This window comes from Mangrovibacterium marinum (genome assembly GCF_003046625.1).
Taxonomy (GTDB): Bacteria; Bacteroidota; Bacteroidia; order Bacteroidales; family Prolixibacteraceae; genus Mangrovibacterium; species Mangrovibacterium marinum.
In genome coordinates, this window is sequence record NZ_QAAD01000027.1 from 1 (window position 1) to 17,103 (window position 17,103).

The 17,103-nt window shown below is 46.3% G+C and carries 11 protein-coding genes and 1 tRNA gene; 4 read left to right on the forward strand and 8 right to left on the reverse strand.

Annotated features, from left to right (window positions below; translation table 11 throughout):
• Nucleotides 1-168: 168 nt before the first annotated feature.
• Nucleotides 169-1,269: a phosphotransferase enzyme family protein gene (locus C8N47_RS16785; RefSeq protein ID WP_107823735.1), complete on the reverse strand. Its 1,101-nt coding sequence runs from the start codon at nucleotides 1,267-1,269 to the stop codon at nucleotides 169-171.
• Between the two features lie 6 nt (nucleotides 1,270-1,275).
• Nucleotides 1,276-2,658, reverse strand: coding sequence for a phosphoglucosamine mutase (glmM, locus tag C8N47_RS16790; protein WP_107823736.1), 1,383 nt, complete (start codon nucleotides 2,656-2,658; stop codon nucleotides 1,276-1,278).
• Between the two features lie 769 nt (nucleotides 2,659-3,427).
• On the opposite strand from glmM, the gene C8N47_RS16800 reads away from it, so the two are divergent.
• Complete coding sequence (locus C8N47_RS16800) at nucleotides 3,428-6,979, forward strand: hybrid sensor histidine kinase/response regulator (RefSeq protein ID WP_107823738.1); 3,552 nt, start codon at nucleotides 3,428-3,430, stop codon at nucleotides 6,977-6,979.
• Nucleotides 6,980-7,198: 219 nt separating this feature from the next.
• Here the strand turns inward: C8N47_RS16800 and C8N47_RS16805 are convergent, their stop codons facing one another.
• The 4 genes from C8N47_RS16805 to C8N47_RS16820 form a co-directional block, all read right to left on the reverse strand.
• Nucleotides 7,199-8,242 (reverse strand): alpha/beta hydrolase, encoded by a 1,044-nt coding sequence (locus C8N47_RS16805; protein ID WP_107823739.1) that lies wholly within the window; start codon nucleotides 8,240-8,242, stop codon nucleotides 7,199-7,201.
• Nucleotides 8,243-8,303: 61 nt separating this feature from the next.
• Nucleotides 8,304-8,705 (reverse strand): cupin domain-containing protein, encoded by a 402-nt coding sequence (locus C8N47_RS16810; RefSeq protein WP_107823740.1) that lies wholly within the window; start codon nucleotides 8,703-8,705, stop codon nucleotides 8,304-8,306.
• A gap of 26 nt (nucleotides 8,706-8,731) precedes the next feature.
• Nucleotides 8,732-9,490, reverse strand: coding sequence for a carboxymuconolactone decarboxylase family protein (locus tag C8N47_RS16815; protein ID WP_107823763.1), 759 nt, complete (start codon nucleotides 9,488-9,490; stop codon nucleotides 8,732-8,734).
• A 1,090-nt stretch (nucleotides 9,491-10,580) separates the two neighbouring features.
• Nucleotides 10,581-10,666 (reverse strand) — tRNA-Leu (locus tag C8N47_RS16820).
• Nucleotides 10,667-11,106: 440 nt separating this feature from the next.
• On the opposite strand from C8N47_RS16820, the gene C8N47_RS16825 reads away from it, so the two are divergent.
• The gene (locus tag C8N47_RS16825; RefSeq protein WP_107823741.1) at nucleotides 11,107-12,081 is read left to right on the forward strand and encodes a glycoside hydrolase family 5 protein; all 975 of its coding nucleotides are present in this window, start codon (nucleotides 11,107-11,109) and stop codon (nucleotides 12,079-12,081) included.
• Between the two features lie 61 nt (nucleotides 12,082-12,142).
• On the opposite strand, the gene C8N47_RS16830 is transcribed toward C8N47_RS16825, so the two are convergent.
• On the reverse strand, nucleotides 12,143-13,204 hold the full coding sequence (locus C8N47_RS16830; protein ID WP_107823742.1) for a Smr/MutS family protein: 1,062 nt from the start codon (nucleotides 13,202-13,204) through the stop codon (nucleotides 12,143-12,145).
• A gap of 215 nt (nucleotides 13,205-13,419) precedes the next feature.
• Here C8N47_RS16830 and C8N47_RS18705 point away from each other — a divergent pair, with 215 nt between their 5' ends.
• Nucleotides 13,420-13,626, forward strand: a complete 207-nt coding sequence (locus C8N47_RS18705) for a hypothetical protein (protein WP_170111434.1) — start codon at nucleotides 13,420-13,422, stop codon at nucleotides 13,624-13,626.
• 246 nt (nucleotides 13,627-13,872) lie between these two features.
• Nucleotides 13,873-15,522 carry a glucose-6-phosphate isomerase gene (gene pgi / locus C8N47_RS16840; RefSeq protein ID WP_107823744.1) on the forward strand — a complete coding sequence of 550 codons (1,650 nt, stop codon included), beginning with the start codon at nucleotides 13,873-13,875 and terminating at the stop codon, nucleotides 15,520-15,522.
• A gap of 99 nt (nucleotides 15,523-15,621) precedes the next feature.
• On the opposite strand, the gene C8N47_RS16845 is transcribed toward pgi, so the two are convergent.
• A complete protein-coding gene (locus C8N47_RS16845; protein ID WP_107823745.1) occupies nucleotides 15,622-17,034 on the reverse strand; it encodes a family 43 glycosylhydrolase in 1,413 nt (470 codons plus the stop codon).
• Nucleotides 17,035-17,103: the final 69 nt, after the last annotated feature.

Here is a 17,103-nt window from a genome sequence, read left to right on the forward strand (position 1 = left end):
ACCGGCTATAATTTCCGCCATCATTTTGGCGCCAACTGACTGATCCTCCACAACATTGATCGGGAGTTTCTCAACTGATCTTTCGATGTAACTTAACTGATTTTTCATTTTCTCCTATCTTGTTTAACGAAATAACAAAACCCAACTATTCAAATAAATCTTCCGTCATCAACCTAACTTACAGTTTTCCATCACAATTTCGTCCATTGCTTCTTTTTGTTGCTCAATGCTTTCCAGCAAGCGGTATTGGGCATGAGTTCTCACCAGGTTGTGATTCTCGTAGTTTGTCCGGTAATAATTATCCCCATCGATGTAGTCCATCAGGAATCGCAAAACCTGTTCGTAGGTGATATAACGAGCCGAAAAAGCAAGGTATTTCATTTCTGTTTCGGTCAGAAAATCCTTGGCTTCCGACAAGTAACCTTCAGTAAAGGCCCGGAAGATTTGAATGTCCATGCTCACATTCTCCGGATTGGGATCATCTTCCAAACCGGTATTGGTATACGAACGAATTGCGTCGCCAAAGTCATTCAGCGCAGTACTCGAGAGCACCGTATCCAGGTCGATCACACACAACACTTCGCCTTCCTTGTCGAAAAGAATATTATTAATTTTAGTGTCGTTATGCGTAACACGTGTGGGGATTTCGCCCGATTCAACCAATTCCCAAAAACACAGCATCTCGTCCCGGCGGCTTTCAATCCATTGAATTTCTTCCTGTACACTGTTTTTACGGCCTGCAGGATCTTTGGCAATCACCTCGTCCCATTGCTTAAAACGAAAGCGGATATTATGAAACCCGGGAAGGATATCAGTTAATGTTCCGGGCATATCCGAAAGTATGCGTTGAAATTTCCCGATTCCGCGCCCTCCGGCATAAGCCGTTTCGGGCGAATCGGCCTTTTCATAAATCAGCGTATCTTCAATAAACAGATACACCGTCCAGTAGTTTCCGGCCTCATCCTTATAAAAAGGCTCACCATCATGCGACATAATCACGGTCATGGCTTCGCGCAACGGGTCGCCTCCGGCTGCCACAACTTTAGCTTTCAAATGATTCGTCACTTTCAGGATGTTATCCATCATACCCGGCACATCCTTAAAAATGCTGCTGTTTTTTGTTTGAAGGATATAGTTTGGAGCATCGGCAGCGCGTGTCTCCACAAAATACGTTTTGTTAATTAGTCCGTCTCCGTAGAGCTTCACCTGTGCAACTTCCCCTTCGATCTGGAAATTCTTCAGGATTCCGTTTAAGTCGAAATTTGTCATATTGATCTAGATATTTTCGTGAATTGTATCGATAATTTTCAAGGCCAGCTCATCGGCCTTTTGGAGACTGGTCGATTCTGCATAAATCCGAATGATAGGCTCTGTGTTCGACTTGCGCAGGTGAACCCACTCGTCGGGGAAATCAATCTTGACCCCATCGATTGTGCAAACCTGTTCGTTGGCGTAGATCTGCTCCACTTTTTCGAGCACTTTATCAACATCAATACCCGGAGTTAGTTCAATTTTATTTTTGGAGATAAAGTAATCGGGATAGCTTTTGCGAAGCTCGGAGCACTTCTCCCCCGACTGAGCCAGTTGACTCAGGAACAACGCAATACCAACCAAGGCATCGCGCCCGTAGTGACTGGCCGGATAAATTACGCCGCCGTTTCCTTCGCCACCAATCACTGCTTTGGTGGCTTTCATTTGCGCAACAACATTCACCTCGCCAACGGCCGAGGCCGAATATTGACCACCGTGCTTTTGGGTAATCACCCGCAAAGCACGGCTCGACGACATGTTGGAAACGGTGTTGCCCGGCGTTTTCGACAGTACATAATCGGCAATGGCCACCAAGGTATATTCTTCATTGAACATACTGCCATCCTCACTAATGATCGACAGTCGGTCCACATCCGGGTCAACCACAAAGCACAGATCAACTTGTTGTTCTTTCACAATTCGGCAGGTATCGACCAGGTTCTCGGGCAAGGGTTCGGGAACGTGTGCAAAATGACCGGTCGGAGCTTCATTGATCGGAACGATATTCTTCACCCCCAATGCTTCGAGTAAGGCTGGAATAGCGATTCCTCCAACCGAGTTCACCGCATCGAATGCAACGGTAAAGTTGGCCGCTTTCACCGCGTCAACATCAACCAACTCCAATGCCAGAACCTGGCGAACATGCTCGGCCGTATAATCTTTCGCGGTCATAGTTCCCAGCTCGTCAACTTCAGCAAAGCAAAAACTCTCCTCTTCGGCATATTTTAAAATAGCAGCACCATCGGCGGCAGAGAGAAATTCGCCTTTTGCATTCAACAACTTCAGTGCATTCCACTGTTTGGGATTGTGGCTGGCTGTCAGGATAATGCCGCCGTCAGCCTTTTCGGCAGTCACCGCAATTTCGGTTGTTGGCGTTGTCGCCAATCCGATGTTAATCACATCGATACCCATTCCGGAAAGGGTAGCACAAACCAGCGCATTCACCATTTCGCCGCTGATTCGGGCATCACGTCCGACAACGACCTTGTGATTTTTGGCGCCTGTGCTCTCGGTCAGCCATTTTCCATAAGCAGCCGAGAACTTCACCACGTCGAGCGGCGAAAGGCCATCACCGGCTTTTCCGCCAATCGTACCACGAATGCCGGATATTGATTTAATTAGTGTCATATTTTTAAGTGTATTGAAAAAAATATCGTTTAAATATCATAAGTATCTTCGAGGTATTTCTGCACCATGGCCAGATCATGTTTGCGTATCCGGCCAATCTCTTTTCAGCCGGGCTTTTCATACAACAGGGCACCGCCCCGGCTTCCATTCCCCCGTTTCCGCTCATTAAGCTTGATGTTTAATCTCGATGCGAACTTCAAAAAAAGCGCTTCAAACAAACAACAAACGCTGATTCTTCTGACATCACGCAATAAATGCGTGTTCGTACACACAATATTAGTGTTTTTTTCGTTTGATTGACGAAAATGCCGTAATAAAATGGTTAAAAATTGTTTCAATTGGTAAAAAACAGCCTCTCGGGTACTCGATCAAGAAGCTCATCGTGTGCTCGAACACATATAACTATCCTGCAATTCTGAATCTTCGTTATTCTCTGATCGCCGATCGGACGATCCGGGAGCAGGCAGCAGCAAATCAATTTCACACGAAAAAAAGCTGAAAAGATTCCATTGCCTGATCGTCGGCAGCCCCCGCATTCCGCTATCGCTGAATGCCTTCGACCCGAAACATTCATTAATCAATAAAATACAGGGCCTAAGCATCCGGTATTTCACACACACCACGTCCACGCTCGACAAACCTGCAATTTATATCTACATCGATGGAATATTTGCCGACAAACGCGCAATGTGTATATTAGCACCCCAATAAGCAACGACCTTTTTATTAATAAAACTTTACCTATAAACATCGCACTAAACCCCGGATTATGGACTTCAATCACTCTTTCGATATTTCTCCGATTTGTTTTGCGCAGGTTTCAAGTTGCGGCGAAATAGTGTATGCCAATCGCTCTTTTTGTGAATTTTTAGGTTATACCAGGGAAGAGCTATCCACCAAAAAATTTCAGGAGATTACCTATCCGGAAGATATTGATAAAGATGTTCTGTTGTTTCATCGTCTGACATCCGGCAAAATTAAGGACTATCGGCTTCAGAAGCGTTACATTCATAAAACCGGGAGCTTGCTGTGGGGCGACTTGTTTGTTTCACTATCCCCCCGGGATCAAGCGTCGGGAGAACAGGCCATTTGGGCATCGGTTGTTGACATTACGGAATTGAAAAAGCATGAACAGCAACTGATCGAGGAACGTTCAAATTTCCGAACGATGTTCCGGAATAATCCTCAGGCCATGGGAATCTATGACCTTCTGAATTTTAAAATCATGGCTGTCAATCAGGCTGCCTGCACCTTGCTTGGCTACAGCCAGCAGGAATTGATAAAAATGAACGTCTTTGATCTGCTTTCACCGGAGCAACAAGTCAATTTTCGTCAACATTCAACAAACAAAGAAAACGGGGTCGATAACGAACGAAAGTGGTCGATTATATGTAAATCCGGCAAACAACGCATTATCCAATCCACCTCACACATCATCAACTTTAACGGACGCACATCCCGTCATGCGATGTTGATCGACATTACCGAGAGCGAACGGATTACCCGGGAACTTCAGTCCCGGGAATCGCTCATCAGTCAGGCTGAACAAATAGCGGGAATGGGCAGCTGGGAACACGACATTTTGAAGGATGTATGCAGATGGTCAGCCAACCTCTATCGCTTACTGGCCTTTGATAAGACAATCCACCCGGCGTCCTTCGAACTTTTTCGCGAACGTATCCACCCTTGCGACCAAATTCTGCTGAGCCACACGTTAGATCGCTTGCAAGAAACCAAATTAACGCAGGAGACCGAGTTGCGTCTTCAACTTCCCGGCTCGGCGATCATCTGGGTTCATATTACGATAGCTCCTGTTTTTAACCGGAACCGTTTAGTCAAACTTCGGGGGATATGCCTGGACATTACCGAACGAAAGTTACAGGAACTAGCTGTCAAAAAAAACAATGATTCCATACAACAAGCACAAATTTTAGCGCAAATGGGCAGTTGGGAATATGATCCCCGAAAAGACCAGGCTGTTTGGTCTGAAAATTTGTACCGAATCCTGGCTGTCGACCCCGCTCATCAGGATCTATCCTTTAACTTTGTCAAAAGTTTGCTAACCCCCGACGATCGGATTCTTGCGGATGCCACCTTTACAGATCTGCTGAAAACGCCTGAGAAACAGCTATCCGAATTTCAGATGAAGCTCCCGAACGGGAAAAACATCTGGATTGAAAACCATATTGAACCGGTTTTTGAACACGGTGAATTAGCCCTGATCCGCGGGGTGATTGTTGACATTACAGAACGCAAAAAACGGGAAAACGCTTTACTCAATCTATCGAAAGCAGTAGAACAAAGTCCGGTTTCTATTGCCATAACCAACCCGGATGGAGTTATTGAATATGTTAATCCCAAGTTCACCGCCGTTACAGGCTACAGCCGCGAACAAGCCCTGGGACAAAACCAACGGTTGTTGAAATCCGGAAAAATGAGCGAACAATTCTACAACAAGCTCTGGGAAACAATCACTTCGGGAAAAAACTGGCAGGGCGAAATAATCAATAAAAACCGGGCCGGCGAGCTTTATTGGGAGAACGCAATCATTTCGCCGGTGTTTGATCAGGAAGGAGCAATAAGCAACTTTGTAGCCATAAAAGAGGACATCACCACCCGCAAACGGCTGGAGAAAAGCAGGGACATCATGGTTCAACTTTCGGTTGCTGTAATGCAGTCAGAAGATATGGAAGCCTTTTTTGAAATGGTATTCGAATCCTTGGGGCAGCTCACGTCAGCCAAGAACTTTTTCGTGGCCCTTTGCGACTCTGATCGAAAAAAGGCGACCATCCCCTACTGCACTCAAAGCTGCCAGCATGAGCCCAAAAACTTCATCCTTGATCATACACTAACCGGGCAGGTTATTCAGAGCGGGCAATCTCTTCTGCTTTCCGGTGACGAACTTACTCAGCATGCGCATAATGGGGCCAAACAGCTGGTTGGGGCTCCGGCAAAAGCCTGGATGGGAGTACCGCTAATGACGAAGAAAAATGTGATTGGAGCCTTGGTACTGCAATCCTACGACAAGGATCCCCTTGTGTGCCGGGAAGATCTTCACTTGGTAGAATCGATTGCGCCACAGCTTAGTTGGGCTTTCGAGCGGAAACGAACCATCGAAGTGCAAAAAGAAACACTGGTAAAATTAAAGGAATCGGACCGGCTGAAGTCTTCCTTTTTGGCCACCATATCGCATGAGCTGCGAACACCACTAAACCCTATAATCGGTTTTAGCAACCTGCTGTGTAGTGAACATAGTGATCCGACGGTCAACGAACTTGCCGGAATCATCCATCGTTCGGGAAACGATATGCTGCACCTGCTTGAAGATATATTCGACCTGGCCTTTCATCACGGGCAGAATGTTCGGTGCAATCCACAGCCCTTTTTACTGGTTGACTTGTACAGTCTGGCACGTGCCTATCTGGAGGAAGCCTTGGAGATCGCAAACAAAACAAATACGATTGAAATTTTATTCAATGACATTGACATTGATATCTGCCATGAGCTTCAGTTGGACAAAGATAAAGTGTTACAAGTGCTAAACATACTCATGAACAATGCGGTCAAATTTACGGAGCAAGGACGTATCGAGTTCAAAATGAATATTCGGCACGATCCTGATGCGGTATGCTTTTCAGTCTCCGATACCGGCATCGGCATACCACACGAAAAACTCGACTTGATTTTCAACGAATTCCGACAAGTTGAAGAAAGTTACAGCCGACGCCACGGCGGACTGGGAATTGGCCTGGCCATTGCCCGGAAGCTCTGCGACATAATGGGGGCTAAACTCGAGGTAAGGTCGCAAGTTGGCGAAGGAAGTTGCTTTAGCCTGATCGTCCCCAGTCCCATTTCGGTTCGGGAATTCGACGATACTCCCCTGCTGGATCGCCTGGACGAAGAGCCTGAAATTTTGAACGGAAAGACAATCTTACTGGTGGATGACAATCGTTTCATTTTCGAGCTCACCCGTCTGATGCTCTCTAAATTTGATTTACGTTTGCTTCATGTCTCCAACGGGCTCGAAGCGGTAAAAACCGCCGCAAAAGAAAAACCGGACTTTATCCTGATGGATTTGATTATGCCCGAAATGGATGGTATTGACGCCACCCGACACATCCGCTCATTTTTGCCCCGCACGCCCATCGCCGCACTAACGGCGCACTCCATGGTTAAAGATCGCCGCAAGGCTTTTGAAGCAGGCTGCGATACCATCATCACCAAACCAATACACCGCGATATTTTACTCCATGTTCTTCGAAAATACCTCTCGGATTCGAACCGGGGAAAAGCAATGAATTTTTTCCTGAATTATTTTTAAAGCTGCACTAAAAACCGACAGGTAACCGTGCCCGGATTCGTTAAGTGTGCAATGCCGTTTGTACAGCTTGCGGCAAGCTTTCAAAAGCCTTTGGCAATGGCTTCTCCTCTAAAGCCAGTGACCGGGAGATTCCCGCCCCTGCGATGATATAATCGGGCTTGAAAACAGAAAACGCCCCGTTAATAAGGAGCGTCTTCCTGACTATGGCTTGTTCTGTTACTATTTCAGGTTTTCGTTAAAGAAGGCTTCCAGCTTATCGAACGGAATCACATCTACTTTGTCATATAAATCGGTGTGAACTGCTCCAGGGATAATCATCAGTTCTTTAGGCTCGTTTGCTGCAGCGTAAGCATCTTCGCTAAAATAGCGGGAGTGAGCATTTTCTCCGGCAATAATCAGAATTGGACGAGGTGAAATTTCATTGATGTAGGTCATCAAGGGCATGTTCATGAATGACAAGGCATTGGTTGCAGTCCATGAACCATTGGAGTTGATTGAACGTGGGTGGAAACCTCTGTCGGTTTTGTAATAGTTCACGTAACCTTGCACAAATTCAGGTTCGTTACCGGTTAACTGTTCCGGTTCCGGCAAGCCAGCCTGGCCATAAGCAGGCTTTCCGTTTTCAGCATCTTTCCAGCGTTGCTGGGCCAACTGTTCCAGCATTTCTGAACGTTGCACGGCGGTCATGCTATCGAAATAGCCACGTGCTGTAACACGCGACATATCGTACATACTGGCTACAGCCACCGCTTTTACGCGTTTGTCAACAGCTGCTGCATTCAAGCCCATACCGCCAAAACCACAGATCCCCATAATTCCCACTTTTTCGCGGTCGACAAAGGCTTGTGTTCCGAGGAAGTCGATGGCAGCGCTGAAATCTTCCGTATTAATATCCGGTGAAGCAACATTACGAGGTTCGCCGCCACTTTCGCCGGTGTATGAAGGGTCGAATGCCACGACGGCAAAACCGCGTTGAGCAAACTGGTTGGCATACAGCCCTGATGCTTGTTCTTTTACTGCTCCGTAAGGACCACTGATGGCTAGTGCCGGCAATTTTTCGTTGCCGTGGTTTTTGGGAAGATACAAATCGCCGGTCAGGGTAATTCCGTAACGGTTTGTAAAGTGTACTTTCTCGCGGGTAACCTGGTCGCTTAATTCAAAGGTGTATTGATCTGCTGTTCTTTTCATTTTCTTTGTTTCTTTTGCCTGTGTTGATGCCAGCATTCCGACAGACATCAGCACAACTATTGCGATTTTTTTCATGCAGTATTGCTTTCTGTTTTCTGGTTTTCAGCCAATTGTTTCAACTTCTGCGGAAATCGATTTATTCCCCCAGCTTGTTATATTCTTCATCGGTAACCGGGCCTAACCATTCGCTGGTCGAACCTTCAACAGGCACCGAAAGAGCAACATGTGCAAACCAACTGTCTTTGGCAGCACCATGCCAGTGATTCACTCCGGCAGGAATATTGATCACATCACCCGGTTTTAGAGCTTGTGCAGGTTTACCTTCCTCCTGGTACCAACCAGAACCGGCAGTGCACAGCAAAATTTGTCCGCCACCGTGGTGGATGTGCCAGTTGTTGCGGCAACCGGGCTCGAAGGTTACGTTGAAGGCCGGAACACCTTCGACCGTTAACACAGCCAGGTAACTTTGACCGATAAAGTAGTCGGCATACGCGTCATTTTTCTGACCTAGCGGAAAGGGTTGTTTAAACTCGCTCATTGTGTTATCTCCTCTATTTAAATATGTTAATTATTCTCCGGTATTATTTCGTTGATACAGCTTAAGGCATTCAGCGTGCGCGGGAATCCCATATAAGGCAAGCATTGGGTGACTGCTGCAATCAGCGTATTTTTATCGTTCCCCGCCTTCAGGTTTCCAAAAACATGCGATTTAAGCTGATTTTCGCAACCGCCCAGCGCACTTAAAATACACAAGGTTAATAGCTCACGAACTTTCAAGTCAAGACATCCGCGTGTGTAAATATCACCGAAACAAAATGCCGACAAGTAATTCTGAATATGCTTTTGATTTTCAGGCGCGGTTTCATGCATCTGATCAATCACATCGCCAAAGATGCTTTTTTGTGCTTTCAGCCCCTCTTCGAAACGGCTTTCTTCGGTTACTGTTTTCTGGCTTTCAACAGGAAGCGGAATACTCATCATCTTGAAAACCTCGTTGACCTGTTGAATGGCATTCAAGGTTTTGGGAAATCCCAGGTAAGGCACACATTGGTAGATCGCCTCTTTAATCTCAACAGCCGAAAGACCAACATTCAGCGCTGCAAAAACATGCGCGTTTAGTTGCTCCAAAGTTTGGTTCGTTGTAAGAACCACGAGTGTTATCAACTCCCGCGTTTTATCGGACAAGTTGCCCTGGCAGAAAACCTCACCAAAAATAAAGCGGTTCAGCATCTCTTGCATATCCGGGTCTGTTTCCGTAAGCGGGCCGGTGTGTTTCCCAAATAATTCTTCGTATTTCTTCTCGCTCAATTCTACCCTATTCATAACCATATCGTTTTTGATTCTTTGTTCTCTACGACAACAAACCGGGTTTGTTTATCTTTAAAATTCTCAGCCCTGAGGCCTGTAAAAATCAACGATACAAAGATCCGAAACAGAAAATTCAGAATAATACCCAGATAACGGAATGACTTACCACTTTTACGGAATGTGATTATACAGCGGCGAACAAGCACAATACCTCCGAGAACCAGCAATACCGGAATTTTGCCCCCGGATATCGTTCATCGACCCAAATAGCATCCCTCCGGGATTTTTGGGCTCAATCATTTATCGATCGATTTAAACGCTATCAGGACCTGCGGACGCTGACAGGTTTCAAAGAGCTACTAGCGAGTCACGAGTCATTCATTGCCAATAGGCAGTCTATCCTTCTATCCTTCAGTCCTTCAGTCCTTCAATCCTTCAATCCTTCTAGCCTTCAGTCCTTCTAGCCTTCAGTCCTTCTAGCCTTCAGTCCTTCTAGCCTTCAGTCCTTCTAGCCTTCAGTCCTTCAATAAGTACATAATTACCGGCGCAACTGGTAGCAATCGAGTCGTGAGTAGTGAGATGTGACTCAATTATTGTCATTGGGTCAATTATTGTCATTCAGGGTCAATCGATGGTTAATCCTTCAATCCGCTAGTCCAGTGATCAGTGATCAGTCGCAGTGATCAGTCGCCAATCGTCATTCAATGGTCAATGAGTTGTCAGTCCGTCAATCCGTCAATCCGTCAATCCATTAGTCCGTCAGTCCTTCAATCCATCAATCTGTACCGATACAATAACTCAATGCTACTTCGTAACTGCGACTGATTTTTCAAGAGCCGATCCTGACTTTTAGGCTTCTATCGATGATTTTTTCCTCAGAAATCATGATTCCTTGGACGTTGAGCATGATTCATTCCGCAGAAATCATGATTCATTGGACGTTGAGCATGATTCATTCCGCAGAAATCAGGCTTCGGGCAAGGCAAGCTGATGCAAATTAGTCTGTAAAACAGTATAAAACATTGTCGACCTATTCAACACCGGGGAATCAGATTCTAATTCCGGAGATAAAAAAAGCCCGTTGAAAAATCAACGAGCTTTTATGTGCCCAGGACGGGACTCGAACCTGCACGCCCAAAAACGGGCACCAGCCCCTCAAGCTGGCGTGTCTACCAATTTCACCACCTGGGCAAGAACATTAGAACGAAAAAAGAACCATTATCGTAATTAGCTCCCTTTCAAATGTGAGTGCAAAACTAAAAAAATAATTGCAAGCGCAATCCTGCCGGGCGAAAAATATTCCGTTTCAAACAACTTTTTCCTCCAGCTCGCTGATTGCCAACAGCAAAGAAACAGCCATTTTTAGGGCCTGTCCCCTACTGTTGCCGATGAATGTGGGGGAAGCACGATCAGTTTCGCATTTTTTTGAAAACAGATCGACGTAAATTCCGGCAGCTATTGCCTATATTTATCAGCAGGTAAACAAAAAACAAGTTTCTACCAACCGGATACGCTGATCTCCTTCCTCCAAAACGTCAGGGATAGCCCGAAAAACCATTGATCGGAAAAAACGATCAGCCAACCCGGCACCGAAGAAATTGGATCATTTACATCGCTAAAAATCAAAAACCATGAAGCTAAAAATCACGACCGCTATCACCTTTCTTATCGTTGCCTTCCTTGCCACCAGCGCACAAAGTCCGGTTGAAAAGCACGGACAGCTGAAAGTAGCCGACGGACAGCTTGTCAACCAACACAATCAAACACCTCAGCTGCGGGGACTCAGCTTTTCGTGGAGCCTTTGGAACGGGCAAAAGTATTACAACCCGGATGTTGTGGACTGGATATGCGCTGATTTTAAGGTCAGCCTGATTCGCGTTTCGATGGGGGTGGAACCCGAAGGCGGCTACCTGGACAAGCCGGATTTTCAAAAAGAATTAGTGACAAGGGTGATTGATCGCGCACTCGATAACGGGGTTTACGTCATCATCGACTGGCACGACCATCATGCCGAAAAGCACCTGGAAGAATCAAAAGCCTTTTTTGCTGACATGGCGCAAAAATACGCCGGAAACCCCCAAGTGATCTATGAAATTTTCAACGAGCCCGAATACCAAAGCTGGGAAGTGATCAAAGCTTATGCTCGGCAAGTTATTGCGGTCATCCGCAAATACGATCAAGAGAACCTGATTGTTGTAGGAAGCCCCCATTGGGATCAGGATGTTGATGTGGCTGCCGACTCCCCGATCTCGGGCTACCCCAATATCTGTTACTCGTTCCATTTTTATGCCTCGGATAACAACCACCAGGAACAACTGCGCCAAAAAGCCGATTATGCCTTATCGAAAGGATTGCCACTGTTTGTTACCGAATGGGGTGTGGGCGAAGCAGATGGCAACGGCAAATTTGATTTGGACCGCAACCGCAGATGGATGCAATGGTTGGAAGACCGCAAACTAAGCTGGGTTTGCTGGAACATTACCGACAAGGACGAAACAACGGCCTTTTTGAAGCCGGGAGCCAACAGCAACGGCAACTGGACCAAAGAAGAATTAACGCCCAACGGATTGTATCTGCGGGAACGATTGAATGAGTTGAATAAGTAGCTTACACTGAAAGAGGAAAAAGCGGAGTTGATGAATTTTCAACTCCGCTTTTTTATTGGCTTTAGCGGCGAACAATCACCATGGTTGCGCCGTAGCCATATTCCTGGAAACTGGCATCCTGATGCGCATATTTTTTGTATTTAGAAGACAGCTCGCGGCGCAATTCGGCCTTCAATACGCCATTACCCAAGCCGTGAATAAACACCACTCTTTTAACCGCATTCGACGAGATGGCTTCTTCCATCTTTTCGCGGAAAGTCTTCATCTGCAAGTCCAGCATATCCTTGTTCGAAAGGCCGGCAGTATTATCAATCAGCTCATCAATATGCAAATCAACCTCCAACAGCTCCGGCAATTCCACCTTTACCTTTTCGCTGTTCCGGGCGGGCTCTTTTTCGCGGGCTTGTTTTTTCAGCTCCTTATTTGTCAGCTCTTTCATGGCCTTTTCCATGTCCGACTCGTTCAATTTATAGAGCATTGCTTTTCCGCTGAAAAAATCATTTTCCTTGAAGCTTCCCGACTTATAAAACTTCACCGGGTTAATCGCGATGCGTTTGCGGAGTGGTTTCTCCAACCGGGACGATTTATCCTTGTAAAACATCAGCTGAAAGCCAAAAGCCGGCAAGTTGGCAATATCGGCCTGCGAGAGTGTTCCCAACATCAATTTGGTATTGGGCTCCAATTTTCCGGCCTCCTGCGTAACATACTGCTCGTTGGCAAAATGGCTGAAATGATACAAGATAAAGAAATTACTGTCGTTTACCAGGTAAACCTTGGTTTGCCCGTCCAGGGGATTACGAGCGTTCTCGGGAAGAAAAGCCAGATAAAACTTCGGTTCGTCGTTACCACGAATAATGGTAATTGGTTCCTCCACCTTCTGCTTGCGTTCTTCGGCCTTCGGCTTTTGGGTTCCCCGGCGAATAAAGTCGCTCACATCGGGCTTCTTATCGCTATTGGTCACAGCTTCCTGGTCAATTTCATCCAGAATAATCTCCGAAGTCATCACCGGAATTTCAAAGCCGTCTTCGTTTTCAACATGAACCATATTTTTACCTACGATCTTGGTGATGATACCACCACCCACGTCGTTCATAAACTTAACCCGATCTCCTACTTGATACATAGCTATTCAATTTTGATTTACAAAAGTAACAAAAGGAAAAGCCAAATCACAGGGACAAACGTAAAATGGCTGCCACCGGCGAAAAGCAGCCCCTCCCCGGCCTTGCAGGACGAACCAAGGGCTGCCCGCTTAGCCCTGTTGCAAGTGCCCCAACAAGCGGGATCACCCCCCAATATCCGCTGATAAATCATAACATCGCGATGTTGTATGACTTTATGAAAGACAAAGCGAAGGCCAAGGATTACCTGAAAAAAGAAACAAGAGTAGCCGATGAGTTGAATAGCCGTTTGGAACTATTACAGTTTTACTTTACCAACAAGCTCAACAAGAAAGCGTTGGGATTGGGCGAGGAGATCCTGAAATTGGATCCCGACACTGCGGGTGTGCCCCAAGTAGTAACGCAGTTGAAAGCCGAAATTTAAATCTCTTTTACTGCGATAAAGACGTCCTGTTGCGGGTGCGGGAAATCTCAATTCAGGATATCGCAGCTGAATCAGCAACAAAAAGGTGAATTTTACAGGTGTGGAGGATGAATTCTAAGGTATTCAGTTCGATTTTGGAGGCATTGGATGCCCTTAAGTTTACAATCTATTATATCTTTGTTTTCGCTATTACCGGAACGACTGATTAGAATTAAATTCACCAAAATAACAATAAAATAAAATACTATGTTGCCAACTATTAATCCAACGACCACAAAAGCCTGGGGAGCGTTGGAAGCCTATTTTGCAGAGTTTAACGGTACTCAAATCAAAGATCTTTTTGCAAAAGACGAAAAACGATTTGAAAAATATTCACTTCAATTTGAAGATATTTTACTCGATTTCTCGAAAAATATTGTCGACGATAAGGTCCGGGCACTTCTGGTGCAGCTTGCCGAAGAATGCGGATTGAAATCAGCGATCGAAAGCGAATTTTCGGGTGACAAAATCAACCAAACTGAAAACCGTTCGGTACTTCACGTTGCTTTGCGTAACCGCAGCAATACGCCGATTTTAGTCGATGGCAAAGATGTGATGCCTGAAGTGAACGAGGTACTCGACCAAATGAAAGCTTTTTCGGAGAGTGTAATTTCCGGAGAATGGACCGGCTACAGCGGTAAAGCAATTACCGACATTGTAAACATCGGTATTGGTGGATCCGACCTTGGTCCGCTGATGGTGACCGAAGCGTTAAAGCCTTACAAAAAAGAAAATATCAGCCTGCATTTTGTTTCTAATGTTGACGGTACCCACATTGCCGAAACCCTGAAAGCGGTCAACCCCGAAACAACTTTGTTTATTGTTGCTTCGAAAACATTCACCACCCAGGAAACAATGACCAACGCCAACTCGGCAAAATCGTGGTTTCTGGAAGCTTCCAGAGACGAAAGCGCTGTTGCCAAACATTTTGTGGCACTATCAACCAATGCCAATGCGGTTGCTGCTTTTGGCATCGACACCAAAAACATGTTCCGTTTCTGGGACTGGGTTGGCGGTCGTTATTCCTTGTGGTCGGCAATTGGTTTGTCCATTGCCTGTGCCATTGGTTTCGACAACTACGTGGCTTTGCTCGAAGGAGCGCATGCCATGGACAACCATTTTAAATCGGCTGACTTCGACAAGAACCTGCCGGTAATTTTGGCTTTAATCGGCATCTGGTACAACAACTTCTACGGGGCCGAAACCGAAGCTATTTTGCCTTATGACCAGTACATGCACCGTTTTTCAGCCTACTTCCAACAAGGAAACATGGAAAGTAACGGGAAATACGTTGACCGCAACGGCAAAAAAGTTTCGTACCAAACCGGTCCTATTATTTGGGGTGAACCTGGAACAAACGGTCAGCACGCTTTTTACCAGTTGATTCACCAGGGAACAAAATTGATTCCTTGCGATTTCATGGCGCCGGCTATTAGCCACAACCCGCTGAGCGACCACCATCCGAAGTTGCTGGCGAACTTTTTTGCGCAAACCGAGGCACTGATGGTTGGAAAGACCGCAGCCCAGGTTGAAGCCGAATTGAAAGCTGCCGGTAAATCTGCCGACGAGATTGCTGCTTTGCTTCCTTTCAAAGTGTTTGAAGGCAATATTCCAACCAATTCAATCTTGTTCAAAAAATTGACTCCGTTTACATTGGGCGCACTAATCGCCATGTACGAGCACAAGATCTTTGTTCAGGGGATCATCTGGAACATCTTCAGCTTCGACCAATGGGGTGTTGAACTGGGTAAACAATTAGCCAATCAAATTTTGCCGGAGCTGGGCGGCGACGAAAAAGTAACTGCTCACGATGGTTCCACAAATGGCTTAATTAACGCTTACAAAGCAATGCGTTAAGCCGGTTGAAATTTATTGCAATCCAATATTATAAAACAGAAAAAACTGCTGAAAGGCAGTTTTTTCTGTTTTATTGTCGCTTGTAAATAACGTCTTTTCCTACCGGTAAAGCTTTGCTTCCCAAATTCCCGGCTGCCCCTCAAGAAAACGGACGCGCAGGAAACGCGCCTTGCCAATCTTTTCAACCTGATGCGGCGAACGGATGGCAAGCTCTTTTTGCTCTTTCACGGTTTCCCAGTGTTTACCGTCGGTTGATTTTTCGCACACAAAAGCATGCCCCAGCGACGGATGGACCAAGAACAAGTCCAGCCGATCCAATTTTTCAACTTTACCCAAATCCAGTTGCCACCACTTTTCCGTATCATCGGGGCGCGCCCACCAGCGGGTAAAGTTCGAGTTGTCAATGGCATCCTGCGCATTGAACTCGTGATGACGATACAAGGGCTCTTCGGGCAAAGCATACTTCAGTTCTTTGGCATTTCGCCACTTGCGGGCTTCCACTTCCATGGGCTTTTTAACCGACGAAGCTGTTGCAACGGCTTTCGACAAATCCACGGGCTTATCGGTCTTCACCTTGGCTAACGGACCAACTCCTTTGCGGTCGAGCTGTATCTTCCGGATGGTTCCGTCTTCATTAAACTCCATTTTATTGCAGTACACCTGGCGCGAAGTTCCTCCGATACCATATTCAAGGTACACAAAATACCAATCGTCGGTTCCTTGGGGCGAAAACGCAAAGCCGTGCCCCGGCCCCCAAATCTGCTTGTCCAAATCAGACGAAAGAACGACGTCATTTTCCGGCGTCACAAACGGTCCCAGCGGCGACTCTTTGCTCATTACATAGGCGTTTTGGTAGTCGGCATAACCGCCCATGGTATAGAAATAATAGTAAATGCCTTTTCGCTTAAACAGAAACGGGCCTTCGGAATAGCCCTGCCACTGCGTCGGGATGGTAATCGCTTCACCTTCGGGCTCAGTCCAGTCGGCACTGAGTTTCGACGCCTTTTTACGGCGCCAGAAAATATAGGCTTGTCCATCATCGTCGATAAACGGACAGCCATCGATATCGTCAATCACCATCGAAGGCTTTTCGTCGCCGGTGTAGTTTTCCGGGCCGTTAATAAAGCTGAACGGTCCTTCGGGCGAATCGGCCACCGCCAGCTGGGTGACATGATCGACCGTTACATAGAGGTAATATTTCCCATCGCGCTCCACGACGCGCCCCGGGGCCCAGTATTTGTGCTCGTGCCAGTCGATCCCGGGAAAGCAAATCCCTTCGAAGCTCCAGTTCACAAAGTCTTCCGATTTCCACACCACCGGGTTGCCCGAAAAGGCCAGGTCTGTTTCAATATCGCCTACATCGCTGGTGGCATACAGGTAGAAAGTGTCGCCAAACTGAACAATTGTCGGGTCGGCCAGGTTATCAGGAACCAAGGGATTAAATTCGGTGTGTTGCGCCGACACCCAAGTCGTTGTCAACGCTACGAACAGCAGGAAGCATATTCTTTTCATAATCGTATGTAGTTTTTTTGAGTAGTGCCGCTAAGATAGCAAATCAGCCCGACTGCCCGAAAAACAGCA